This window comes from Natronomonas salina, from assembly GCF_013391105.1.
Classification (GTDB): domain Archaea; phylum Halobacteriota; class Halobacteria; order Halobacteriales; family Haloarculaceae; genus Natronomonas; species Natronomonas salina.
Window position 1 is genome coordinate 1,611,282 of record NZ_CP058335.1, and the last position, 25,025, is coordinate 1,636,306.

The following is a 25,025-nucleotide window of genomic DNA, read 5'->3' on the forward strand; positions in this document are numbered from 1 at the left end:
GGTATCCGGCGAGGGAGAGAGATCGCAGAATCGTGCATGATTGGGCCCGATACGGCTGTTACGGTTGGTTCTCCGCTATCCGGGCCAGGCACCCGAGACATACAGTTCGTGATAAGAGTACGTTTGAAGCAGCCTTAGCCTGTACTTCACCCCGATGCATGCCAGTGGTTTCGCGATAGAAACACGTCCAATCAACAAGCGTATGTGATTAGTCTACTCTGTTCTCAACCGTATTCAGACGGCGTCTCACGGCAGATATCAAACGGGGCGAACACGGCGGTCGACGGTCGATTCGCCTTGACTCCAGTCAGCGCACCAGTTTCGGTGATAGAAATGTTCTTGCGGATGATTCGAGGGCTGAAGTATTTCGGTCGGGAGCGAGGCGATGGCAACGGGGTTCGAGCGCCGAGTGTGCCACCCAGGGAATAGGGAGTTACGGCGGCCGGCTCGACCGGCCGCGGTAGCCGTTTGTACCACAATCCTGTCATAGTGTGCCGGTGCCAGCAGCCGGTGGGTCCAACCGGGGACTGTGACGTTCCATCGGGAGGAGAGAGCGGTGACCAGGGGCCGGTGAAGCAATCAGGAGAGCGGTGGGCGGAGGCGGGTCAGTCGTCGATCGCGTTGCGCATCGACTGGAAGGTGTAGACGTCGGTCAGCCCGGGCGTGTCGATGGTGAACTCCTGGGGACGCATCTTCTCGCTGTAGGTCTTCTCGACACGGGGGACGCCGTCGGCGGGCTCGTTGAGCGCCTGCAGGACCTCGTGGCCGGCGCTGCGGTTCTTGACGACCCAGATCGCCTCCTCGGGGTCACAGTTGGCCATCTTGTCGAAGTCGGTCGGGACGGCCTCGGCGAGATCGTGGTTGATGCGTTCGGCCTCGAGCGCGACGACGACGTCGCCGTCGGCGTCGAGGGCGGCGACGTCGAGGCGGCCGTCCGCGACGTCGTGGTACTTGCGCGTCTCCACGGCCGGGTGGTCCGGGTCGGCGACGAACAGCTGATCGAGGAAGCGTTTCCCGACCTCGGTGAGGGCGACGTGGAAGCTGGACTCGCTGAGGTCGCCCTGGCCGTCGCCGTGGGCGACGCCCTCGCGGTGGCCGACCTGGATCTCGTCGCGGCCCTCGGGCGTCACGGTGTACAGCCGATGGGGATGGTCGCAGTCGCGTTTGAGGAGGCCATCCTCGACGAGCTCGCGGACCCCATCGGTGTCGATGCCGACGTACTCCTGGAGGCGGACCATCGAGTCGACGACGAGATCGTACTCGAGGTCGGGGTTGAACGCCTGCTGGTGGGCCATGTAGACGGCCGCCAGGAACCGGAGCTGGGCGTCGGTGTAGTCGCTGTCGCGGCGCTCGGTAGCGGTCAGCGAGAGGTCGACGCTCGTGATGGGGATGTCCTCGCGGTCGACGGCCGCGAGGTCGTGGCAGCACTCGATGGCGTTGCCCATCCCGTCGGTAGTCGGCGGGTGTCGCGTCTCACAGTGCCGGCAGACGAGCGGGTACGGCGGCTCGTCACGATACGTCACGGAGTCGGGGAACCGCTCGGAGTGGGGAATCGTCGTGCGCAACGCCTGACCGGCTGCGGTGTCTGCGGCGTCGGCGTCCGCTTCCCCTGCGGGCTGGTCGATCACATCCGACGCGGCCATCCCGTCGGCGTCGGCCGTCCCGGTATGCGTGTGTTCGCTGACGGCGATCCCGTATTGGCGATACATCCGGGTCTCGAGCAGTGTCCGTTCGGCTTGGTAGGTGGTCTCCTCGCTGTCGATGAGCGGTTCGTCGCCGTCGGGGTGGCCCCGTGGGAGTGGCCGTGATCGGCAGACGAACGGCAGGGGCCGCTCGTCGCCCCAGGGGTCGCCGAGCCGGACGAGCCACTCGCCGCGGTCGAGGTTCGCGATGCGGGTGGCGACGGTCTCGCGGTCGAGGTCGCCGGTCGTGTAGGGGGCGGCGAGCGCGCCGGGGTCGTTGACGCGGCCGGTGATGTGGGTCCCGATGTCGATGATGAGTTCGCGGAAGAGCCGCGGGTTGGCGTCGCGGACCTGCTGTGGGAACTGCATCATGAGGGTGACGCCGACGCCGAAGGCACGGCCCTGCGAGAGGAGTTCGCCGAGGATATCTGCGGTGGCGACGTCGGCGGCCTCCTCGATGAAGAGGTTGACCTGCGAAAGGTCCTCGTGTGGGTCGCTTCGTTCGACGCGGCGTGTGAGCGCCGTCCAGAGCTGGGAGACGATGACGAGCGTGAGGAGCCTGCGTGGGTCCTCGCGGTAGTCACTGGTGTCGATGACGATGACGCATTGCTCGTCGAGATGGTCGAGCAGGTCGAACGCGACATCGCGGTCGCCGTGGTCGTTGAACAGCGGGCGGAGGCGGGCGTCCTTCGAGGCCTTCTTGATCCGGCGGGCGGCGCCGGTCATGATGTTGTCGAAGGTGTTCGGGCTGTTGGCCGTGACGTCCTCCAGCGACATCCGGAGATACGGGTCGGAGACCGTCGGCGGGTCCTGCGAGTAGTGCATGTGGCCGCAGGCCTCGAGCAGCTCGTACTGGGTGATGGTGTCGCTGCCGTGGATCGGGTCGAACAGCGCCTTCACGAGCATCTCGATGACATCGACGGACGACTCGGCGTTGTGGAAGTCCTCCGTGCCCATGTAGGCGGCGAGGACCTCGATGAAGCGGTCGGCGACGTTTTCGACGGCCTTCGCACGGTCGATACCGGCCTCGAGTTGCGGTTCGATGGTGAGCATGGGGAAGGCCGGCAGGAGGTCGCCGCAATCGAAGTGATAGACGTCCTGGAGGTCGCCGTGGCGGGCGAAGTGTGCCCGGAGGAAGGCATCGGTGCCACCGTCGCCCTTGGAGTCGAGGAGGATCGTCGCGCCCTCGGTCGCGTCGGTGGCACCCGTGGCCATGTCGTGGCCGAGGGCGGTCTTGCCGGCGCCGGAGCTGCCGAAGACGGCCGTATGGAGCGGATGGGCGGCCGGTGGCAGCGAGACCGTCGCGTCGAGCAGTTCGCGATTCGCCGTCTGTGGATGGCCGATATGCATGCCGCCTGCCGAGAGGTACGTGTCGAGGACCGCCCGTGACGGGAGCTCCAGGCCGGTCTTCGCAGAGGGGGTAGTCGCCAGGGCACGACCGGCGGGCGAAGAGAGGGCGGCCCCGCCCAGCAGGCAGAGAGCGCCGACCGAGGCCGGGTCGGCGACGATCGCACGACTCTCGTTCGGGACGAGGGGAACGATGTGGCGGTGGCGCTTCGGTGTGTCGTCGAACTCGCGGGTGAGGACGCGCTCGAAGAGCCGGGCCGCCTCGAGCGAGCCGAACGGATACTGCGTGCCCCGGATGCGATAGTGGTCGGCCTCGAGGTCCCGGAAGGCGTCGACGAGCGGCCGGAGCGTCTCGTCCGCAGTGTCGGCGTTCGCCCCACGTTCGAGTGCGATAGCGCGGGCGTTGACCGTGAACGACCGCCGGGTGTCGACGGATTCGAGCGCCTGGATACGCCGGGCTTCCGAGGCCGCGATGGACGACGTTTGAGACGGTTGCCGGGCGGTGGTGGCGTCCGACTCCCGGCGCGTCCCCGATCTCGTCTGGGTCCGAGTCGGCGTGTCGCTCGCGCCGGCGCCACGGTGCCGGCCCGCGTCCGTCCCGGTTCGATCCTGTCTCGAGCGGGACTCGCCGCCGCCGTCCATCGGCCCGTAGAGCATCTCGATGATCGCCTCGCCGATCTGATAGCGGTACAGGTCCTCCCCCTCCTCGAGGGCGAGGGTACGGCTGTCGCGGTCGTAGCTCCAGTCGGGCTTCGGCTCGACGAGCAACTGGACGAGCGTCGGTGCGTCGCCCTCTGCGAGCCCGTCACAGACGCTCGCGAGCGGCCACGCGGGCTGGCTCGACGCGGCACCCTCGAAGGCCTGCATCTCCTGGAGTGGCAGCTGCCAGTCGTCCGGGCGATCACCGACGCCGAAGAACTCGACGCCCGCGACCTCCCAGTCCGGCAGAACCGGCTGGGCCGGCTCCGGGTCCGGATGCGAGAGCTGGTCTGCGACCGCCGCCCCGAGTGATTGTATCCCCGAGGCGAGCGCCGACGGGTCCAGCCGCGCCGCCATGGCCGATTCCTCGTCGGAGGCAGGTGGGTCGTCCACGTCCGGGTCGGCGGCTGTCGACGGCACTGGTGTGGGCTGCTCGTCGGACGGGTCCGCTCCCGAGTCCGGAATCGGAGTGTCCTCATCCCGGGGTTCGGTCTCGGCCTCGCGGTCGTCGATCTCGATCGGGAGTTCGAGGATGTCGGCGTAGCTGCAGGTGGTCTCGACGACGTCGTAGCTGCTGGGCAGACACGCCGTGAGCGCCCGTCTCGTCGCGGCGAGAGCATCGGCCGATGGATCGCCCGCGACGCCCACGAACCACGCTAGCGACCGCGTGCCGGCGTCGTCGCTGTCGCCGACCGCGGCGAGCAGGAACTCGTAGGTCGGGTAGTCGCCACCGCCCCGGGCCCGTCGATGGAGCTTCGTGATCGAGCGCTCGATCGTCGCCGGCTGCAGTGGGTCCTCCGTCGGCTGGATTCGGAGGTAGCGCCGCTCCTCGGTGAGAAATTCCAGTAAATCGGGTATACTTGACATTCCTACTCTCGGGCGGCCCGGTGACAGTCGGTCGGCGGTGCGACGCCGGCACGAGTGGCAGTACTGGGAGGCTGCCGACGCATAGGCGTCAAGGCGGACGCGACGCCGCGGCCAGGTGTCATCGTTGGTAGAGCGATCCCTGCACGTCTGGTCGCACTCGGCATACGCGACCTCGTGAGAGCCACCGTATGCTTAGTGGTGATTCACCGCGTAATTATCGCCATTGAGTAAAGCAAGATACAATCAGGCCGCCAGAAGAGAATGCCAGCGACCTGCATCCACAGGTGAGCAACGCCCGACGAAGCGTTGCCGTCGACATCGCTTCGTCTTTAGAGAGTCAGTTCTGGTCGGGGACGCCACCACATGTGGAGTAACATGTATGGGTCTTGGGTGGGTATAGCCCCATATGGGAACTGACAGAGGGGCCGAGGAAACGAAAGTCAGCGACCGTGGGATGGTCACGATCCCGGCGGCCCTCCGCCGACAACTCGACATCGAGCCAGGCGATAAGCTCCGGTGGACCGCCAACGACGAGGGCGATCTCTCGGTCGAGATCGTCCATCAGCGTGAAGGGGTGTTCGACGATTTCGAACCCGTCGACGCCGGGCAGACGGACGCGGTCGACGCGGAGGCCGAGTTCGGGGCCGAGTAATGGGGAGCGCGCTCCTGGACACGAACGTTCTGTTCGCCAGTGTGAGTGCCCGTGACGCATACCACGACCGTGCCCGGGAGATCGTCCGGGGCATCGACCACGGGGCGCTGCCGGACGCACTCGTCACGAACTACGTCGTCGTGGAGACACTGAACCTCTCGCGTGAGAAACTCGGTGCGGATGCAGCCAACCAGCTGTTGGACCGCCTCATCGAGGGGGCGCACTTCCAACTCGTCCATGCCCCGAAGGCGGATTTCGCCGCCGCGCAGGCCCTCTTCCGGCGGTACGACGAACTCTCGTTCGTGGATGCGACGCTCGTGGCGTATCTGGAGCGAGCAGAACTCGAGTACCTCTACTCGTTCGATACCGACTTCGACGCGGTCGACGGCCTGACGCGCCTCGAGACGGCCGAGAACCCGTTCAGCTGACCCTGGTCAGGGCGGTTCGGCGCCGTGACGGCGGACGCTACTGTCGATGGCGGCGGTGACCGTCACCTCGTCGTGTCGCACCTCGGGCGGCGGGCTGGGCTGGTAGGCATGAGCCTGGGGGCGGTCCTCGGAACCCACCGCAGCCGTAGTTGCGAGATACCCCTGCGGGGGCTCGCCTGGCGGGGTGTTCACCCGCGGATCGACCTGGGTCATCGGGTCGTCCCAGTAGTCAGGCCGTCCGGGGTCGGCCTGGAAGGCCTCCATCAGGAGCCCATCGGGGTCAATCGCGAGATCCGGGTCGGGGATAGCGACCCGGCTGGCGGTGTGCTCGGTGATGGCGGTCTCGAGGCGGTCCCTGAGGAACGGTGCCGGTGGCCCGCCGAAGACGGGCGCCAGCGGCGTCTGGGTCGCGTACTCGAGGAGGGCGGCGAGCAGCGCACCGTCGTCGGCGACGAACGGTCGGACGCCGTCGACGACCACGGGGAACGCCTGCGTGACGTCGCCGGGCGGTTGTGCAGCCGCGAGGAGTCGACAGCAGATCGCGGCGACGAACAGCCGGGCGCCCAGCTGTTTGGGGCGACGTGGCGACCGTTGGCGGAGCTCCGGAATGTCGGCCGTCACCAGGACGATGTGGTCCTCTTCGAGGGCGCGGCCGACGTCGTAGGTCGTCGGGCCACAGACCGGGTGGCCATAGTGGCCGTTGCGGTGACTGGTCAGGAGGCGGCGTGCACTGTTGACGTCCGCTTTCGAGTGGAGGGCGGCCGCCCGGAGCTGCCGAACCGTCGAATCGTCGCGCTCCAGTCCGAGGCACCGGATCGTGGACTCGATGCTGAGACGCGGGCCCAGCCGGGAGAGGGCGCGGTCGAGCGCGTCGAGCCGGTTGAGCTCGGCGGTGACCTCGTCCTGGAGGACGGACGGCAAGACCGCCGAGATGATGCGGGCGACGTTCCAGTTGTACAGCTCGGACTGTTCGCGCGCCATCTCGAGGACGGCGTTGATCCGCTGGCCGACGGGGTCGAAGCCACCTAACACGGGGTCCTGCTCCGGAACCTCGTAGGGGTCGATCTGGACGCGCTGTCGCGCCTCCAGGTCGTAGTCGCTGTACGGGCCTCGGTTGAAATCGATCCAGACGACGTCATCGAGGCGATCCTCCGGGAGGCGCTCGAGGAGCTTGATGGGGGCTGGGCCGGTCGGATGGAGATAACAGAAGCCGTGACCGGCCTCCGCCCACTCGACACACCACGACTGGAAGAGGACCGTCTGGAACGGTGTGCTGTCGCCTGCCACGTAGCACCCCTTCGAGAGAGCGCCCTCTGGGAGGGTGACCGGCTCGTCCGCGGAGCCTGGGTCGGGGCCGAGCGTCGTCGGCGGTTCGTCGTGGATGGAGTCGCTGGTAGCCTGCTGCATCCCTAGTCGCCGGCTGTATCGGGGGATGTTTGTTGCTATTTTTCTGTGTAAGTATCGCGTGGGAAGAAGGCAATTGACAACAAACTCGTGGCGATAGCTGGGACGACACGGGCGAGCCAGAGTGATCGATTCCGTCGGTCTCCATCTGGAGAACAGACTTGGAGAGCCTCAGGAGTGAACTTCGAAAGCCCTCGGCGCGCTCGCGGTCGCTCGCCTGGATTGAACGCGAACACGCCCCGCCCTTTCAGTCCCCCAGGGTTAGTTCTCACTCGAAGCGAGTGCAGACCGAAGATCCGTCTTGCTGCCACACATGGTTCGGCTAGCGGGGTAGTGACTCGGAGATGGACAGTGAGTAGCGGACGGACGAAATGGATAGGAGCCGCTACCGAATCATCCTAGCCCGACTTCCAGACGAACTCCCACTAGAAATCTACGGCCCTTCAGTCCGTTCATGGGTCAGCCACTCGCCAACGTGGCGTTCATTGCCGGTCGCCGAATCAGACGCCGTCGCTTCGGAAGCGGGTGACAGCGACCTCGGTGACGTCGTCGTAATCGTCGTCGGCGCCGGCGAGGAGCGTGCCATCCAGCGTCGCGGCCGTCGCCAGTGCGAACGCGTCACCCAGCGCCGGCGCATATCTATATTTGAAGTCGGCAGCGGCCGACCACGTCTCCTCCGTATCGACGCGTCGGATCCCGCTCTCCGCAAGGACATCCATCACCGCATCAGCACGGGTCTCGCCGTCGATCGCCCGCACCACGTAGTGGACCTCCGCGAGGTTCACCGCCGAGATGTATCCATCCGACGTGCCTTCCACAGCCTCGACGTACGTCTCGACAGTGTCGCTGCCCGGTTCGTCACAGAAGTACGCGATCAACGGTTCGGCATCGAAGACGATCGTCTCGGGGAGGTCCGTTCCTTCGGTCATTCCTCGTCGTCACCGGCGTACCGCTCCCGGAGGCCCTCCTCGTCGGCCCTGTCTCGCTCACGTTCGGCCTCGAGTCGCTCGGTGGCAGTCCGGCCCTCCTCGTCGGTCGCTCCGGCGAGGACGCCCCGGAAGTCAGTCAACGAGGTGATCGGCCGGACGACGATCTCCCCGCCCTCGGTCCGGACGAACTTCACCCGGCCAGGTGTCTCGATGCCGAGCTCCTCCCGAAACGCCTTGGGGATTGTCGCCTGGCCCCGTGACGACACGGACACCACCTGTTCAGACTCCTCGCTACTCATACTATCTCTATCCATTACTTTTCTCCAGTAATACTTAATGTTGTCTCTGGCATACCCTGTCAGGTGACTGTCGCAGACGTGATGCCCATGACGAATGATGCCGAGTAATCACACTCCAGGAGCTGACAACTGCTCCGCTCGTCGTCAGTCGTCAGTCGCGAATGAATCCGTCCCGTAATACTCGTCTTCGGACAGATGGCCATATGGCAGGGGCATGTCGTCGGGCCACTCGTGTATCGCGTCGCCGCCACTCTGCTGCCCGGACAGGTGTCGGGCCTGCTCCAGCTTCTCGTTGTAGTGGTCGATGGTCTCGTCGTCGAGCAACTCGCGGGCAGCGTATTCGCTGATCTCCTGCTCAGCGTACAGCGTCAGAATGAGGTCTGTGGTATCGGTGTCCATACACGTCTCGGCGCGCTGAGCCCATATATGTCTTCGGCGCTCTTGCCTGGAAGCGCCACAGGGAGTGTGTAGCGGCTGTGAGGCGGTGTTCTGGGGTCACAAAGCCTTGTTACGAGTCTGAATGTGCGTAGCTTAGTGTGGGTCCGTTAGCGGCTGCTTGCCGAGAAGATCAAGGATATCTCAGCGCCACACCGGGATGTCAACAGCACCGTCGAGTAATCGCTCCGTCGAGTATCCGCAGGACCTTCGGGCAGCGGCACGGGGTGTCCTGAGGACTACTCTTTGCCGTCTTTGGACGTACGAGTTGTAATCATCCTCGATTGCCCTCCTATCAACTACCAGTAGTGTGTATGACGTTATGATACTTTCTGGCCGAAAGGGAAATAGCCAGAGAGACCGAGTATGCTAGTAAGGGACAAGCAAATGGATAGCTTCGATCTGGTAGACGACATACTCCGCGCGCTGGCGGACCAGGACCGCCGCCTCGCCCTCTACTACCTCCAGAAGGAGGGCGAGGCAGAGGTAGAAGAGCTCGCTCGGCAAGTCGCCGCCTGGAGCGATGAGAAGCCCATCGACGAGGTGACCGACGACGAACTTAAGCCACTCATCATGGAGTTCCGGCACAATCACCTCAATCGGCTTCGAGATGCCGGTTGCATAGAGTACGATGAACGGACGGAAGTGGTTCGATACAAATCTCCTCCAAAATTCCTTGAGCCAGTATTGAGTGTGCTTGCCCCGTTCGAACACCCGGAACGGAACTAATCTCCAGATAGCTCCCAGTTCTTTTTCAACTGACTCTGCCGGACGTTGGTATGACTGCTTCGGGTGGTCCTGGTCGAATCAAGGTAATGCGTCGATTCAATGGCCGATCAATGGTATTCAACCGGATTCAACTCCGTACAACGATACGTTCATCCCCCCTAGAAGCATCACCACACCATGGAGGAGTCGAACGGACAACAGAAGGACGGTGTAACCCGTGTTCCGGTCTACTGTGAGAAATGCTCGGCGGTCTATGCCGGACGGCAGTTGGAAAGCGGACGGGCGATTCCGATTGGCATGGAAAGTTGTCGCTGCGGAAACTCCGAATTCGCTGTTCTCGAAGAATAATCACCCGGGAGCTGCAGTGACCCACCGGTGAAACCGAGGTTGTGTCCGCATATTCAGCAGCAGATCGCTATCGTCGCGGATCCCGATAAACTGACTCACGGGGGGACGGAACCCTGTCGTCGCAGGCACCGATTCGATGCGCGATGTCTCCCGAGAGAGGATGGCGTTCGCGATCGCTATCTCCGGTCGACGAAGTCGACTATGTGTTCGGCGCAGGTTTCGCCGGCGTCTTCCTGCAGGAAGTGCCCGGCGGCCTCGACCCAGACGTCGGGTTCGTCGTCGGCCGTCGGGACGAGGTCGCGGAACAGGTCGCGATACTGCTCGGTGATGGGATCGCTGTCAGAAAAGAGTGCAAAGAACGGCTTGTCCCACGCTTTGAGGTCTTCGCGCAGCTGCGCGTGGCGGTCGGCGCCGGGCGTGTCGGGGGTCTGGGGGACCATCGGCGGCCACGCATAGGCACCGGCCTTCGATTCCTCGTCGGGGAACGGCGCCCGGTAGCCAGCCAGCACGTCCGCGGGGAGATCCGACACGCAGGCGCCGTCGATCAGTCGTGCGGGGTCGAAATCGTCGGTTTCGACGACCAGGTCTTTGAACTGGTGCCACGTCTCGACCAGCTCGATCTCGCCGTCGGTCAAGAGGGCGTTCATCGCAACGATGCGGTCGAATCGCTCGGGCTGGTCCGAAACCGCAAACGGGAGACCGAGGACGCTGCCCCAGTCCTGACAGACCAGCGTCACGCCGTCGAGGTCAAGCGACTCGACGAATCGCCTGAGTGTCTCGTAGTGCATCTCGAAACTGTACTCATCGACGTCGGTGTATTTGTCCGAGCGACCGAAGCCGACGAAGTCGGGGACGACGACTCGACCGCGCTCGCGCAGGCCGGGGATCATCTTCCGGTAGAGGAACCCCCACGTCGGCTCTCCATGCAGACAGAGAAACGTCTCGTCGCCCTCGCCGGGCACGTCGACGTAGGCCATCTCCGCGCCGTCGTCGGTGACGGTCACACTGTCTGCGGGATAGTCGTACTCCGGGACGTTCTCGAACCGCTCTTCCGACGTGCTGACGAGAGGCATGCTTCGACCAATGGCGGACAGTCACTCAAGAATTTGGGAGCGACCAGACTCCATCGCCGACGAGGGACACTAGGTGGCGATTGCAGTCAATGGTGGAATACTGTCTAGGTCCTCATCCAGATCCCCGCGTTGGTCTGGGTGCTGAACAAGATCTGCTGCTGCACACAGCTTCTATATTCATCAGGCCACTTTTGATGAATTCTTGGTAGGTCACTGACTGCCGTGGCAACTGAATCCCTTTATCGACCGATCTGTGAACCTCCTGTATGGAGCGAATCGGTGTCTGTAGGGGAACGTGGCGACTCACAGGTCAGCAATGACTCGAACAGCCCCGATGTCGAACGGTGAGTCGACGAGATAGCGTCAGCGGGCGGTTTCCTGGTGCGGCCGACACAGTGGTCAGATAGGCTGCGCCCCGGCGCCTGTGGCGCTCGTGAGGCGCTTATGACGACCCTGGAGGTCGGGTCGTGGGTGGCGATCAATAGGAATCGGTGCCGTAGCGTTGGACGCTGCGTGCGATGGCGTCAGTGACCACCGACTCGTCGTGTCGCGGTTCGGGCGGCGGGCTGGGGCGAACCGGGTAGGCCTGCGGCCGATCCTCGGAGCCGACCACCGCTGTGGTCGCGAGATACCCATGCGCGGGTTTACCGGGAGCAGGGTTCCACCAGGGACCTACCAGGGTCATCGGGCCCTCCCAGTAGTTGGGACGGCCGGGGTCAGCCTGGAACGCCTGCATCAGCAGCTCGTGGGGGTCAATCGCGAGATCCGGATCGGGGACGGCGATAAACGCGAATCCGCCTCGCCTTTTCAGTCCACCAGGAGCGCTCCGTCACCGGTCATGGAGCTGTCGACGCTTGACTGGCCTATGGAGACTGCGCTCCCTGCGTTCACACCTCCGCGAGAGGCGGTGGATGCAAAGCGCGTCGCTGAAGTAGAAAGCCTCAGGGCTTGATCCGATGGTGAATTCACCTTTCCCGACTGGCAGCAGCGCTTACCCGACGGCTGGCTTCCAAGGGACCAACGGTACATCACTGTCTCCCCATCGGAATGTCTGCTATACAGCGGAGTAGTGTGGCGGCACACTAGGCTTTTCACGGACGGCCACCTATCGATGGATATGAGCAGCGACAGAATCGACGCCGAAAGCAAGGTGTCTGGAAACCAGGCAAACATCCCCGCACGGATTCGGCGCGAACTCGATATCGACGATGGTGATCAGCTCCAATGGCAGCTCGAAGACGACGGGAGCATTCGGGTCCACGTCATTTAACAGCAAACGGGGACGTTCGCCGACTTCGACGGCTACGCTGGGGAAGCGTCGACCGATGTGACGAGCGATCACGACGCCTGGGGCGTCGACGTCGAGTAAATGCCTCGTGCACTCATCGATACGACAGTCCTCTTCGCCGCCGCATACCGGCGGGATGGATCCCACGATGCCGCGCTTCCCGTCCTCCAGGGCATCGACGATGGAACGCTCCCGGAGGCTGTCGTCCTCGACTACGTTCTCGCGGAAACGCTCAACGGCCTCACGACCCACGCCGGCCACGACGCAGCCGTCGATCTCCTCGATCGTATCGAAGCAAACGCCCGCTTCCACATCGACTCACTCACCACCGACGCCCTCGCGACAGGGAAGTCCCTCTTTCGCCAACACGAACCGCTCTCTTTCGTCGATGCCTGCATTATCGCGTATATGCAGACCGAGGGGCTCGGCTACCTGTATGTGTTCGACGACGACTTCGACGCAGTCGAGGATGTCTATCGGCTCGATACAGCAACGAATCCCTACGATCCAAACTAATGTTGGCAGACGCCACGGCTCGACCCGAACGTGGATTCGTTCGTCTCCGAGACGATTCGATACGTAGACGCTCTGTACCGATTAGTTCGGGATCTGGTCGGTGAGCGTGGCAACTCCGTGGCCGCAACCACCTCGAAAGCCCTCGGCGCGCTCGCGGTCGCTCGACGACATCTCCTCACTCAGGAAGACTCGCTTCGCTCGTCTTCCAACGCTCCCGCTCGCTCTGCTCGCGGGACCCCCGTTCGGATAGCGGTCGCCGAGACGACTAGAGTGAACGCGAGCCCGCCTCGCCCTTTCCGTCCACCAGGTAGAGAGACTGATACGCGGGCCGTAGAGCGATTTTCTGGTGCGTTCAACGCAATGGTCAGCCAGGCGGCGCTCCGCGGTCTGTGGCGCCTGTGAGGCGCTTATGAGAGACGGTAGGTAGGTGCCGAGTCTGATGGACGGTCGGTGTGCCGTGAGCGGCCCGCCGCGCTCGCCGCTGCCGGCCTCCGCTTGCTCACGGCTCCCTCAGGAAGACTCGCTCCGCTCGTCTTCCAACGCTCCCGCTCACTCCGTTCGCGGGACCTCCGGTCGCCGTTCGCATCGAGGCGCTCACTCCGTTCGCGCCTCGCTTCACTCGCGACCGACCATTCCGGGCTGCCTGCCGGCATAGCGGGCGGGCTGCCGGGCTGAAGTGCATCTGGTCTCGACGCCAGCGGGTAAGCGCGGAGGGTTGCGCTCCAGTCGGTGCTCACCCCCCACGCTTACTCCGCTGGCCGCTCGCTCCGGCCGGCTCACCGGAAGACTCGCTTCGCTCGTCTTCCGAGCCCTGCCTCGCTCCGCTCGGCAGGACGCCGCGCGCGGCTGGTAAGTTGCCCTTCCTATGGCGCGCTCTCGCTCGCGCCCAGGGGGCGCTCGCGAAGGCGCGAGCGAGAGCGCGCAGTCGTGACTGGTCGGTCTGATTCCGTGGAAAACCGCGATGGTAGTGACATCGCGGTGTCGGGCGCTCAGCGAGCGCCTTCAGGTCACGGTGTGACCAATGACTACTAGGGAAATCCTCGAATTTGAAGGTTCGGATGTACAGGATGCAGAACAGATTGAGAGTGAGCAGGGCGACGAGGAGATCGTCGTTGACGTTCGCGGTGCCGAGTGGCAGGCGAGGTGCCCGGAGTGCAGTGGTCGGGTGCAGCAGCGTGGTCACGAGTCAGTGTGTTCGGAGTGTGGACTCGTGGTCGCGGTCGAGTCGCTTGATCGGGCGCCGACGCTGAAGGCCCAAGCGCCGGATACCCACGACCGGAGTGGCGAGTGGGCGTGTGAGGTGACGAACGACCTGCGGGTCGACAAAGGGCTGCACACGACGTTCTTCCTCAGTTCGGACGCGAAGGGTAACACGCTGACGCCGGCGAAGAAGGACAAGATGGAGCGATTACGGCGGCGGCACAAGCGGTTCACGATGCACAACCGGCGGAACCAGCGTCTCAACGAAGGGATGCGCGATATCGGGATGCTCGGGGCGAACCTGCACCTACCTGAGCACGTCCAGACGGATGCATCACACTTTCTGAAGGCGGCGAAAGCCGAGCGACTCCCGGGCGGGCGGATGTCCTGGGAAGCCCTTGCAGGTGGTGCAATGCTACTCGCAACGAGGAAAGCAGGCACCGAGCGCAAGCCAGAGGATGTGGCCACATACGCGAAGGACTCGCTGGACCGGGTCTGTGCGGCAGCGCGGAAGATCCGGATGCAGACGAACGTGGAGGCGCCACCAGTGCGCGACAGAGCGGTCGATCAGGTCGTTGCGGCGCTCGGTGAGACGGTGACGGTCGAAGCAGCGATCGAGCTGGTGCGACTCGGCGAACGGCTGTTGAACCTGGCCGATAGCGAGTGTATCGGGCCGGGCACGCATCGGACAGCGATGGCTGGCGCGGCAGTGTACGCAGCTGACCGGCTGACAGACGGCAAGAGCATCACCCAGGACGATGTGGTCGAAGCGGCGTCGACGATCGTGCCCACATCGAAGTACCAAGTCAAGGACTACTCGACGGAGATTCACGATGCGGCTGAAGCGCGACTCAACCCCGACGATGCAGTGACGGGGCTGGTCCAGGCCGACTGAGGGACCCATCCCTCTTTTTTCGCGGCCACCACTCCTCGCCCGCCGCCCCACCCTCCGCTCCGTGCTCGCCTTCGGCTGCGCACGCAGCCACGACCTGGCTGGATACCGTACCACGGTCTGACCGAGAACCTATCGGAGTCTAGAAGCTGGTACTGGGTACAACTCAAAGAAAGAGTGTCGCTCCGGAAATTTCTGCTATCCAGTCCTGCTGTTGCGTCAGTCTGGGTAGTACAGCAATAGGTATATACAGATCGGAGGGCTTCCGTAAGCTATGAACCTCGAAGAGACAGTCGATTATCTCGCCGAGGAGCTCGACCTCGAGCGAAGTGACCACGTCCGAGAGGTCGGCCAGTCGGTAGCACCGCTCCGCGACTGATCAAAGTAGTTCTCTGAAATCTCGTTCGACGAGTCCCGTCTCCAGATAGTCGAGGAAGTCTTGCTTTGTTGGCCCTGCCTGGTCGAGGAGATCGTCTCGACCGGCGCGCATAAGGACTGCACGAGCAAACTCCGTACAGTGGTCTTCGTGCCGGGTGGCGTACCTCGAGAGAGCGTCGCGCCAGTGCATATCCAACTCGAATTCGGCTAATCGAATCTGAATGCCGTCTTTCCGCTCGACGAGATCAACGTCCAGCTCTTGGAGTTGCTTGAATCGGACGTTATTCCGGCGGACCGTGGTGAGGCGCTTCGATTCGAGGATATATGGGTCCACCCACTCTTGCCACGTTTCATCGTCGAGTTGGGTCCGTGGCAGCTCGAAGGCTGGATCTGCACTCTCGATACAGAAGTGTAACATCGCAATTCCGGTTCGATGATTCGCGTTCGGCAGCGAATGACGGAGAATCAGGTTCGACATCACGTTGCCAGCGACCTGTGGAAGTGATGTTCCCCACGAGACATAATCGAGTGCCTGCTGAATCTTCTGTGGCTCAAACTCCTTGTAGAGGTGGAATTCGTCCTCCTCTCTGACGTCGACAGCCGCTTCGAGCAACTCCAGTAACCGAAAGGCGACAACCTGTCCTTCGCGGGGGAACTCCTCGATCTGGTTGCTGAGCCACGTCTTGTCGAACTGGATGTCAGTTGCGTCCGTGATCTCTGTGTCGCCCTCGTAGAGAATGTAAACCGGGGTCTCAAACGGATAGCCGATGAGCTTCGTCGCGCCCTCGAGGTTCTTTCTGCGAGCAAGGGCGGTCGCTGGAGACTCCGAGCTGAACTTCAGCGAGAAGTTCTCGGCCCCGGGATGGTGATAGTAGACGACACGATCCATCGGTAATCACTGGATTTGTGATACTGACTTAAAGACTACCGGTCGACCGAGCGAATATGCTCGTGGTCGCTCACCGACTCGGTCTACGACTGAACACTATCTCGAGAGGACTCGGACATCCTAGACACCTCTTGAAACAGCATGCGTGCTTAGTTCTGATATGTGTTCGTAGCTTATCGAATAGCCAAGGGAGATCGCGACAGTCGTTTCTATTTGCATCGAAGGCCCCTCAACCTATATAGATCCCCAGGCCATTATCTCTTCCATGGAAGACAAGGACGCATCGCCAGCGGGTCTCCGGGACCAGCAGACGACAGGCGAGGATCGGGTGCGGATGGTCGCCAGGCAGCTGTCGGAGCCCCAGACTGTGAAACTGGATCGCCTCCGAAGCTGGGTGGTCACACGAACCGACCAAACGGGTTCTCGAGCGGCTTGTCGATGATGGTGTCCTGCATCGCGATGACGCGGGAGCCCATACCACCTACCGGCCGGACTATCGCCACCAAGTGTTACAGGAGGTGATGCGGCTCCGTGATAGCGTCCAGAGCGTCGAAGAACTCACCGAGCGGTTGACCGAGATGAACGCCCAGATTCGTGACTGGAAATCGGAATACGAGGTCGAATCGCCGAATGAGCTTCGGGCGACACTCGCAGACGAAGATCTGGATGCAGAGGAAGAAGCAGAGCGTCGTGAACGGGCCCAGGACTGGGAGCACCTCCAGCGACGCATCCGGATCGTCAGCTTCGCGATCCGAGAATGGGACTTTCTCCGCCCGAACAGCGAGCACGCCCAGGCCAGCAACTAGTATCGAGGAATGTCGGTGCCACACCCGGGCGGTGATCCGAACGCCCAGCTCTACGAACAATTGAAACGGGACGTTCTCGAGTGGGTGCCGCTTATCACGACTGTCGAGGCGAGAATCTACGGGAGGCTATACCGCTAGGTCTGGAAGGTGATATAGAAAGATCCGCCTCGGAGTTTCTCAAGAATGGTAGCCGAGTTGCTCTCAATTCCCACGAAGTCGGCGACGTTCTCGATATCGAAGAGCTGCAACCGATTGCGCTCGTCTTCGTTTTCATTCCAATCCGTGGGAAATCCGACTAGGCGGACGAGGTAGCTGTGTTTCGTGGTGTCTTCTGTCGTGTCGGAGGCACTACTCGTCGGGCCGGGACGAAGTGCCATCCGCAGTTCGTTACCGGTGAGTTTGATCCGACCGTTGTGAATACGGCCGCTATCGACGGCCTTTGCTTCGACACGTCGCATCCATGTGGGCTCCCAGTCCTCTAGCTCATCGTCGGTTGGCTTCATTGCGAATGGATCGATAAGGTCGAAGCCCGGCCCTCGTTCTGCTGAGGTGTCGAACAGTGCGTGGAATGCAGCCTTTGTTTCGGGCGTGGCCTCAAGTTCGTTAGCGTCGAGACACGATAACAGGTCCTCACGACTCTGACTTCCACTGGCGGTAGGAGCCGGAATTGAATTCGCGACTTCTTCAACTGTGTCAAGCCGCCAGTCTTCGTGCGCCCGCCACTCCTGAACCACCTCGAATATCTGCCTGCGGACCTTCTGAGGTGCATCGCGAAAACGTCTCCAGGCTCGGTCCAGGCAGATCAGCTCGCCCTCACGGCCACGGGCGTCGATCTCCGCGTTCACGTGAGAATAGCCTTCTCCGGTTGACTCACTGATATTCGGAGAACCACCTTCGGTCACTGCCGCGGCTGCCTCGAACTCAGTCGCGATCTGTTCCACTCCGTCGTCATTGCCCTTGATCCAGTTCGTGGTGAGGTCGGCTCGGCTCCCATTGGTCCCGGCTGTCGACTCACCATCCCTCTGTTCGTAGGTAGCGAATACGTCGGCAACACGCTGTTCTGCGGTTTCGTAAGACGAGACGGCGTCGACGAGTGCACCGAGGAAGTCGTCGATATCTGGCTCGCTGTAGATGATGTCCGACTCCTGAAGCGCAACCCGCTCGCTCTCGACCCACTCAGTGACGGCATCGACGAGCTGGTCGGTCACCGGCGGTTTTCGTGTTACATAGGGAATATCGCCGAGACGGAGGTATCGAAGCGACGAATCGAGGTTGCTACCATCTCGAACGAGCGTAGCGACGCGACGACTCGGACCCATTATCCGAGCAGACGTCACTGTCTCACGGACTGCGCGTACGATGCCTTCCTCGCCTTCATCTTCGTGGTCAGCCAGTGCATCCCAGAACCGTCGGACGCGATGGACGGCCGCGAGATACGACTTTACTGGTTGGGTGCTCCGCGATTGCGGCCATTCATCGAGTTCTGCCCATCGGTAACCGTTGTCGACGAGATCGTCGATATCGAGGACGTTATCGCGTCCAAGCCGATACGCGATCCGCAGTCTTGTCTCGTGAGAATCAGTTGCTGCAGCGACGAGACACATTGCCGCGATATCCCTCTCAAATCCGCATTCAGTGGTCAATTGCTCGCCCCACGCTCGCAGGAGCGGATTGCTGTCGTCGAAGCCCTCTCGCTCAGTTGCTGACCGTGCCGCCGTTAATGTCTCTCGAGGTTCAACGTCAAATCCGTCGGGTGCGGGGAGCGACGCTCCTGAACAGTGCGTAGAGACCAGCCCATCAAGTGTTTGGAAGACTTCCTCCAGACGTCGTGCCCGCAGTTCGGTTACCTCCCGACGGATATTTTCGAGCGCGTCGCTATACTCGTCCTCGAGGGCCGATTCGTTCTTGAACAGAACGTTCTCAAAAGTATCCCGCAGGTCGAATTGCTCGATCACCTGAACGAGCCCGTCAGCGGCGAGGTATGGCGGTATAGCACCGTCGTCTCTTTGGTACCGGTCAACCGAATCACGGAACAGAGCGATGTGTGATGAGGTACTCCCCTCGCTGGGCTTCCACTCAGCCGAGTTCCGCTGGGCATCGTCATTTTCACTCCGCTCGACAACCCCAATCGGATTCTCGACGACCACCGATAGTTTGTCATGGACCGACTGCAGGTATGGTGCCGTCGCGTTCTCCAGATAGGCTGCCAAGAGGTACTCCTGTCGGTCACGGAGCTTCGACCGCAGTTCGTTGAGTCGGTCGCTGCCGGACTCCACATCCGCACCGTGAACCGGTCGTGGCGACGGTGGTTCGGTTTCAATCGCGATGCCAAAGTTCACGGATTCAGACTCGCCACCGAGCACATACGCGAGTTCAGTCTCATCGGCCGGTCGCTCAACGAACCGGCGGCCGTCATTCACTAGTCGTTCACGGGAGTATTTCGACAGTGGCTGTGTGAAGACGACTGTCTCGGAATCACCGTCTGGACGGCGACCACGCCCGATGCGGAGCGCCTTCGGCACACTCCCTTCGGTGACCGGGAGGCACGTACCGAGGTGCTGGAGGTCACGCCGGATCCAACGTCGCTTCGGTTCCCTGTCATCGAGCTCTCGCGAGAGAGCATCGTCTGCGACAAGACGCCGCAATAGTGCGTCAGTCGGCACGGACAGTGCCTGTGTGGCCCAACTCGCTGTGACAGTGAACGTTCGGGCCGTGGTCCCGATGCTGGCCTCGACGGCGAACTGCGAGAGGAACCACTCTAGGCGCGCGGCCGCCATCGGGGGAGTCAACGCGTCAAGGGGCCGGATACCCAGTGACCGGAGTGCTGCCGGAACATCGACGACGTCTGACCCCCCTACGTCCAAATCAGTTGCGTCTTCTAGGCGTTCCTCCAGTGCGTCGACATCGACCCGTGGTAAGTACTGGATAGCTCCTCGGAGATGGTCGTCGTCGTGAAGCAGGAGTTTCCGTGCCGAGAGCTGGTCGCCGTCTGAGATGGTGAGCCTGTCGTCACCAGGTTCCTCTTCAAACATTCCTTGAGCAGGCCACAGTTGGTGGCGGGCGAGTTGCACAAGCCCGAGCGACGGAATCCTGCTATTGTCGTCGGCGGTGCTGAAGCTGTGCCACCGGCTACAGAGCCAGGCGACTTCGGTGACACCCTCGGACAGTTCTGGCCACATGAGGAGCGTGGCATCACGGTAGTCACGGCCGGCGGCTGATTCTGGATCTGGGAGATCCGGGAAGTACCACCACATCGGGAGCAGCGCTTCGTCCGGATAGTCCCCCACGAGCTTTTCCACGTTCGGATTCAGCCAGCGGTTCCCACAGCCGGTCGAATGGGAGGCGCTGAACGCCGGGTTGTTGTCGGAACGCCAGATCGTGTCCCGGTACGCCTCGACGAGGGGCTGGGGCGGGCAGAAGTCCGACGCTTCCGGTAGCTCGCCATTCGCGAGGGTCTGTGCGTCGGAAACAGTGAGTGTGCTTGCTTCAGCATCACGTTCGCCCCGCGTCGGAAGTGTCCATCGCCACTTAATCCGTGGCCCGACCTGCACGCCGAGATGAAGCAGGGCGTCGAGACGTCGGACGCAGTCGAATCCATCAAAGTCACATCCGTCGCTGAAGACTGCGTTCCAGTAGTCGTCGTCTGGCGGAGCGATTTCGTGGTCACCGTTGGATCTCGCGCCGGCAGCGAGGCGAATCGCGGCTGCCCATCGGCGAAAGGCCGCCGCCCGCGTATCCTCGTGGCCATTTTGGCCGCTGAATCGGTCGACCTCGGGTCCGGTCTCTTCGAGTGTATCCGCGACCGCATTGAACTCCTGGGCCCACTCGGTGCCGAACGACAGCTCTTCGGCCGGTCGCGTCTCGAGCCGACCTCCATGTGATGACTCAATGGTGGTGGCTCTCTCGGTCGACCCGTCGGAACCGGCGATCGGGAGCCGTACACGCTGAACGTAGCGCTCTTCCAGATAGTCGTCGTAATCCGAGGGGAGCGAATCAGTCCCCCCGCCTTGCAGGGTCTCCTGTAGCTCTCCGAACTGATGATGTCGGTGGGGCTGCGGCCTGAGCCAGTCTGCGATCTGACCCTGGGTCACCGTTCCGTACAGGTCAACGATGTACCCAATCACGTCAGGGTCGGACGTCGAATCTCCCGAGTAGCCACCAGCCTCGGCGGCCACCCGGCGGTAGAACTCTGCAGGACTATCGAGGTTTCGTGTTCCCCAGTCTCTGTTAAAACTCTCCAGCGGCCCGGTCCAGCCCGACCTGAAGGGGATCACAAACACAGCCAGGTCACTCGGTGGCGTTGGGAGGTCGGAGATTATTGACCGCGCCGTGTTCCCACCGGTCCGTCGAAAGACGATGCGTTCGCTCCGTTTCGAACCTCGGCCCTTGCCGCCGTCGTGTCGCGATCGTGCTCTGACAAGGTGAGTGATCGCCGGCGAGTCATCGTCGCCATGGTTTCGATGTGCCTCGGCAGGTAAGAGGGGAACCCGTTTGTCCCCCAGTTGCGCTGCTGCTTTTTTTGCATCGGTCCCGATCTCAACGTCAAGTTCCTCGCCGTCCGAGGCCGCGTGGAGGACAGCGCAGATGGACTCGAAGTACTGGGTCGCGTGGCGGACGTCGTCGACTGGGATGGCCCAGTCGGTTGTACCCTCTGAATTAGTACTTGAACCCCAGTGCTCGCTGAGGATGTCGATACAGCCACGCTGCCCATCACCATCGTCGAACGGCCGGTCGAGAACCTTCGTGAGTCCGATGCGAGCGGCACACTGTCGGAACGCCGAATCGGACTCATCTTCGGCCCCGGAGATGGCAGCCCGCCACCTGCTGCCGGACTTGATGACGTTGCGTCCGGGGACCGGTGCCGTTGGTGCATCGCGTCGGAGGGGCTCGAAGGCACGAAGCCGCTCTGGATCACACAACACCGCAGTCGGTCGTTTGGGTTCGTTAGCGTCGGTCGGAACGATCGACTCTTCACGGAGCCGCCTAAGTGTGTCTTCCACGGCGGACGCGACTAGCTGCGATGCATCGGTGCCGTCTGCCGTTTCGAGTGGGGTGACCAGCCACGGCATCCACTGGGTGAGCGACCCAGACTCATCCGAATCCGTTGGTGACTTGTCAGTTGCGAGGTCGGCTGCTGCGGTCGAGACGAGTTCAGGCAGTTCATCGAGTATTCGCCGGTTCTGCTCATCTGCCGTGAGCGATTGACGGTCGAACCCGACCCGAAACGGCGCGTGGACGACGAAGGGGAACGGTGTTTCGACTTCCTCTATCGGGTAGTACAGATAGAGCGGCTTCGACTTAGGTTCCCAATCATCTCCCGGTGTCGGCTTCTCGAATAGGAGGTGAACATCGTCAAGGTTCGACCCCGCCTCCTCGTCGCCAGTGAGGTCATTGTACGTTCGAGTGTACTGACGGAACGTCCGGATGTGTTCATTGGACTCATCGTTCTGGGGTTCTTCCACCCTGTACGTTACTCGTCGCCGACTGACTGCGGGCGTATTCGGGAGTGGATTGGCGTCACCCTGGTCGACCGTGATCCGTCGTCGGTTGTCCATTTGCAAGACCCCATCCCCGTTACGTGATACCCGGATCAGATCTAGTTGCTCGATATGTCCGAGTAGTATCAGCGTCTCCGGAGAGATACTCGTACATTCCTGCCAGAGCGTTTCCTGGCGTTGTTTACTGAACGCCGCAGAATCGCTGTCCGTTGATGACCGGTGGTCTCGGAACGTCGACAGCGCCTCGTCGTTGGCGTCCGCAAGCATGCCTTCGACGCGGTCGAGGAGTGTCCGCCATTCGCTATCGACGTAGTCGAGTTCGACGACCGTAGTGTACGACCCGCCGTGGTTACCAATCCACGAGCGCAGGTCCTTACTGTACGGTCTGTTTGTGGTGGAAACCGTCTCGTTCGTCCCGACGAGGCCCGACCGTAGCGGAGAGACGTCCTTCTGTGAGTCATCAGGGAACGGATACCGGAACAAGGAGAGTCGCGGCAAATCCGAGAGGAGCGCGTGGGGACTTGGCGGCTCCTGCCCCTCATTTAGCAGCCGACGTCGTAGCGTGTCCTCACTAAGATATCCCGGTAACGCGCCAGTGCCGATATCTGCAGAAAGCGACCGGCAAGCGTCAACGAGCCCCTCACCGTCGGACAGTTCGATGCGTTGCCTGAATGAATCCGCTTTGAGCAAGCTTCCGTACGTGGCGAGCAGCATGCGAGCGGTTCTTGCCCTAGAGAAGTGGGCCGAGAGCTGCTCAGAATTGACCTGTGAGTAAATACTGAATTGCTCGCTCAGCTGGAGCACCGACTTGAGACCAACTCCCTTCTCACCTATAGACCCCCGATCTTGTGCTTTCGCAGATCGCCCCAGCGAGGTAACAGCCCGAAACACGTTCTCATCATCTAAACGGAAAGGACTCCCCGTGTTCGCGACCATGAGCGAATCGGGACCGACGATCACTGAGACACGGCCATCCCCGCCGCCCTCGATAATCGCATCTCGAGCGTTCTGGACGAGCTCTAAGACTGTTCGGTTGTCATGAGCAGCAGAGACAATCTGGTTCCCGTAACCTAGATCGGCTTCTTTACTCCATGCAGTTTTGTTGTCCAGACCGTCGAGTAACTCTTCGTGTTCTTCGCGACAAAAGCTGGTGAGACGATCAACGACGGATGCATATTCAGACATCTGAAGTACCGAGTTGTGTACTTCTCTCGTCCTACGTGGTAAGTAGTACCGGTCGGGTTCTGAATCTCGCTGTCAAAAATTTGACCGCACTTGATCGGCAGTCTCCTCATCACTCCGGTCGTTGAGGGAGCTCGGATACAATTGCCGTACCCACTATCTGGCGAGAAGACCGGCCCGGCCACTGATCGAGATACATGGGGACCAGCGACATACGGAGGTGGTGGGTTGCAGAAAACGCTCAGTGAGAGACACAATCTTCTCGTATCCTTCTTCCCGACCAGTAGGCAGCAATGCATGATGACGGGGGGATTGAGGGAAAGAGAGTAGTCTACAGAATATCGTGCGGCCGACCGCAAACATGTGATCGTCAGAACGCTCTCCGGGGTCCGTTGCTTTCTCAGCGTCGCTTTCGGTGCTGAATATGAACCTGGAATTTCTCGTGGGCTATGACTCGTATGACCATCTGAAAGAGGAGCTGGCTCGGAAACCAACAGGTCTTATCGGCAAACTACTGCCCAACGCCCTATATCGGCTCTGTTTCGGTGTCCGTCCCCCACCGCACGAGGACGTTGTGGCCCGACGTGAATCCGTCATCGAGACCTATGACCGAACAATCAACCGATTCAAAGTTATCTGTAAGGATCTCTCTGAAGGACTATATCGAAATCCTAGTTACCGACCGCCTGACGAGGTACTCGCTGGCGGTATCGCGACACCAACGGTCTCCGAATGGCTCCCACCGACGACAGATGACCACGGCGGCGTCGACCTAGAATCCTACCAACGCGAATTGGACAGCGAAGCCAAGAGTTTGGTACGGCTACAGGATTCGATGCAATCGTTACTCGAACCCTCGAATCGGGTATTCTTTACCGTGCGTGAACACAGTAGTTCCGAAAGTCAGAATCTGTGCACGAGTCTCGTGGTTTGCTATACAACAGGTGTCTTGACGAAAGGAGTCGAATTGACGAACGAGGCCATCATTTAAGGTATATCTTGCTAACGTCGTGAACGGGCCGAGAGGCCCGGCACCCTCAACTGGTAGGCTGCTGGTTTGGTGCCATTGCCGGGCTTGCACCCCGACATCACTGCTTTCCAGGGGAGAGTAATTCGTCGTGGAACGACATGAAGATAGTATAAAAACGATCTTGTTAGCAGAAGAGGGTGATAGAGTCAAGGTGGGTGGCCACCCCGTTTTCACTGTGATTCAACGAGTTGATACTGAGCGAGGGCCGGCTCTTATCCTCGATAATAACCTATACAACCCCCGACTCAAGCCGGTTTTACTTCCTAGACCAGAAGACGACAAGCTCCCCCTCGAAATCTGGATGTGTTATGTCTCTGAAGATGGAGAACTCAAACGGGACCCAGACCGAAACGAACATGGCATAGCACAGCTCTTAGAGGATCGAGACTGGCATCGGTGTAGCTGCGGTGAACTCATCCAATCCCTCTCCCATCACCGAAAAGCAAACCGGGGG

The 25,025-nt window shown here is 61.7% G+C and carries 13 protein-coding genes and 2 pseudogenes; 7 read left to right on the forward strand and 8 right to left on the reverse strand.

The genetic code is table 11. The features are described from left to right. Nucleotides 1-605: 605 nt before the first annotated feature. Nucleotides 606-4,595, reverse strand: coding sequence for an ATP-binding protein (locus HWV07_RS08585; protein WP_178333902.1), 3,990 nt, complete (start codon nucleotides 4,593-4,595; stop codon nucleotides 606-608). 406 nt (nucleotides 4,596-5,001) lie between these two features. Between HWV07_RS08585 and HWV07_RS08590 the strand changes: the two genes are divergently transcribed. Continuing rightward, entirely contained in the window at nucleotides 5,002-5,247 is a 246-nt protein-coding gene (locus HWV07_RS08590; protein WP_178333903.1) for an AbrB/MazE/SpoVT family DNA-binding domain-containing protein, read from the forward strand. Then, a complete protein-coding gene (locus HWV07_RS08595) occupies nucleotides 5,247-5,675 on the forward strand; it encodes a type II toxin-antitoxin system VapC family toxin (protein WP_178333904.1) in 429 nt (142 codons plus the stop codon). Before HWV07_RS08590 ends, HWV07_RS08595 begins: the two co-directional genes overlap by 1 nt. Before the next feature lie 6 nt (nucleotides 5,676-5,681). Here HWV07_RS08595 and HWV07_RS08600 read toward each other — a convergent pair whose 3' ends face one another. From HWV07_RS08600 to HWV07_RS08615, 4 genes are all read right to left on the reverse strand, one after another. Then, nucleotides 5,682-7,082 (reverse strand): hypothetical protein, encoded by a 1,401-nt coding sequence (locus tag HWV07_RS08600; RefSeq protein ID WP_178333905.1) that lies wholly within the window; start codon nucleotides 7,080-7,082, stop codon nucleotides 5,682-5,684. Between the two features lie 497 nt (nucleotides 7,083-7,579). Further along, the gene (locus tag HWV07_RS08605) at nucleotides 7,580-8,008 is read right to left on the reverse strand and encodes a PIN domain-containing protein (RefSeq protein WP_178333906.1); all 429 of its coding nucleotides are present in this window, start codon (nucleotides 8,006-8,008) and stop codon (nucleotides 7,580-7,582) included. Continuing rightward, complete coding sequence (locus HWV07_RS08610) at nucleotides 8,005-8,307, reverse strand: AbrB/MazE/SpoVT family DNA-binding domain-containing protein (protein WP_178333907.1); 303 nt, start codon at nucleotides 8,305-8,307, stop codon at nucleotides 8,005-8,007. The genes HWV07_RS08605 and HWV07_RS08610 overlap by 4 nt, the downstream gene beginning before the upstream one ends. A gap of 144 nt (nucleotides 8,308-8,451) precedes the next feature. Further along, nucleotides 8,452-8,706, reverse strand: coding sequence for a hypothetical protein (locus HWV07_RS08615; protein WP_178333908.1), 255 nt, complete (start codon nucleotides 8,704-8,706; stop codon nucleotides 8,452-8,454). Between the two features lie 423 nt (nucleotides 8,707-9,129). On the opposite strand from HWV07_RS08615, the gene HWV07_RS08620 reads away from it, so the two are divergent. Then, complete coding sequence (locus HWV07_RS08620) at nucleotides 9,130-9,471, forward strand: DUF7344 domain-containing protein (protein WP_178333909.1); 342 nt, start codon at nucleotides 9,130-9,132, stop codon at nucleotides 9,469-9,471. Between the two features lie 524 nt (nucleotides 9,472-9,995). Here HWV07_RS08620 and HWV07_RS08625 read toward each other — a convergent pair. After that, on the reverse strand, nucleotides 9,996-10,892 hold the full coding sequence (locus HWV07_RS08625; RefSeq protein ID WP_178333910.1) for a haloalkane dehalogenase: 897 nt from the start codon (nucleotides 10,890-10,892) through the stop codon (nucleotides 9,996-9,998). Nucleotides 10,893-12,009: 1,117 nt separating this feature from the next. On the opposite strand from HWV07_RS08625, the pseudogene HWV07_RS08630 reads away from it, so the two are divergent. From HWV07_RS08630 to HWV07_RS08640, 3 genes and pseudogenes are all read left to right on the forward strand, one after another. After that, nucleotides 12,010-12,261, forward strand: a pseudogene (locus tag HWV07_RS08630) (AbrB/MazE/SpoVT family DNA-binding domain-containing protein). Continuing rightward, the gene (locus tag HWV07_RS08635) at nucleotides 12,262-12,696 is read left to right on the forward strand and encodes a PIN domain-containing protein (RefSeq protein ID WP_178333911.1); all 435 of its coding nucleotides are present in this window, start codon (nucleotides 12,262-12,264) and stop codon (nucleotides 12,694-12,696) included. A gap of 1,021 nt (nucleotides 12,697-13,717) precedes the next feature. Next, nucleotides 13,718-14,791 (forward strand): transcription initiation factor IIB family protein, encoded by a 1,074-nt coding sequence (locus HWV07_RS08640; protein WP_178333912.1) that lies wholly within the window; start codon nucleotides 13,718-13,720, stop codon nucleotides 14,789-14,791. A 376-nt stretch (nucleotides 14,792-15,167) separates the two neighbouring features. Here HWV07_RS08640 and HWV07_RS08645 read toward each other — a convergent pair whose 3' ends face one another. Continuing rightward, on the reverse strand, nucleotides 15,168-16,055 hold the full coding sequence (locus HWV07_RS08645; RefSeq protein WP_178333913.1) for a DUF8172 family protein: 888 nt from the start codon (nucleotides 16,053-16,055) through the stop codon (nucleotides 15,168-15,170). Between the two features lie 265 nt (nucleotides 16,056-16,320). Here HWV07_RS08645 and HWV07_RS20095 point away from each other — a divergent pair. Continuing rightward, nucleotides 16,321-16,861 (forward strand): annotated as a pseudogene (locus tag HWV07_RS20095) (DUF7342 family protein). Between the two features lie 134 nt (nucleotides 16,862-16,995). Here the strand turns inward: HWV07_RS20095 and HWV07_RS08655 are convergent. Further along, nucleotides 16,996-23,544: a sacsin N-terminal ATP-binding-like domain-containing protein gene (locus HWV07_RS08655; protein ID WP_178333914.1), complete on the reverse strand. Its 6,549-nt coding sequence runs from the start codon at nucleotides 23,542-23,544 to the stop codon at nucleotides 16,996-16,998. Nucleotides 23,545-25,025 lie beyond the last annotated feature (1,481 nt).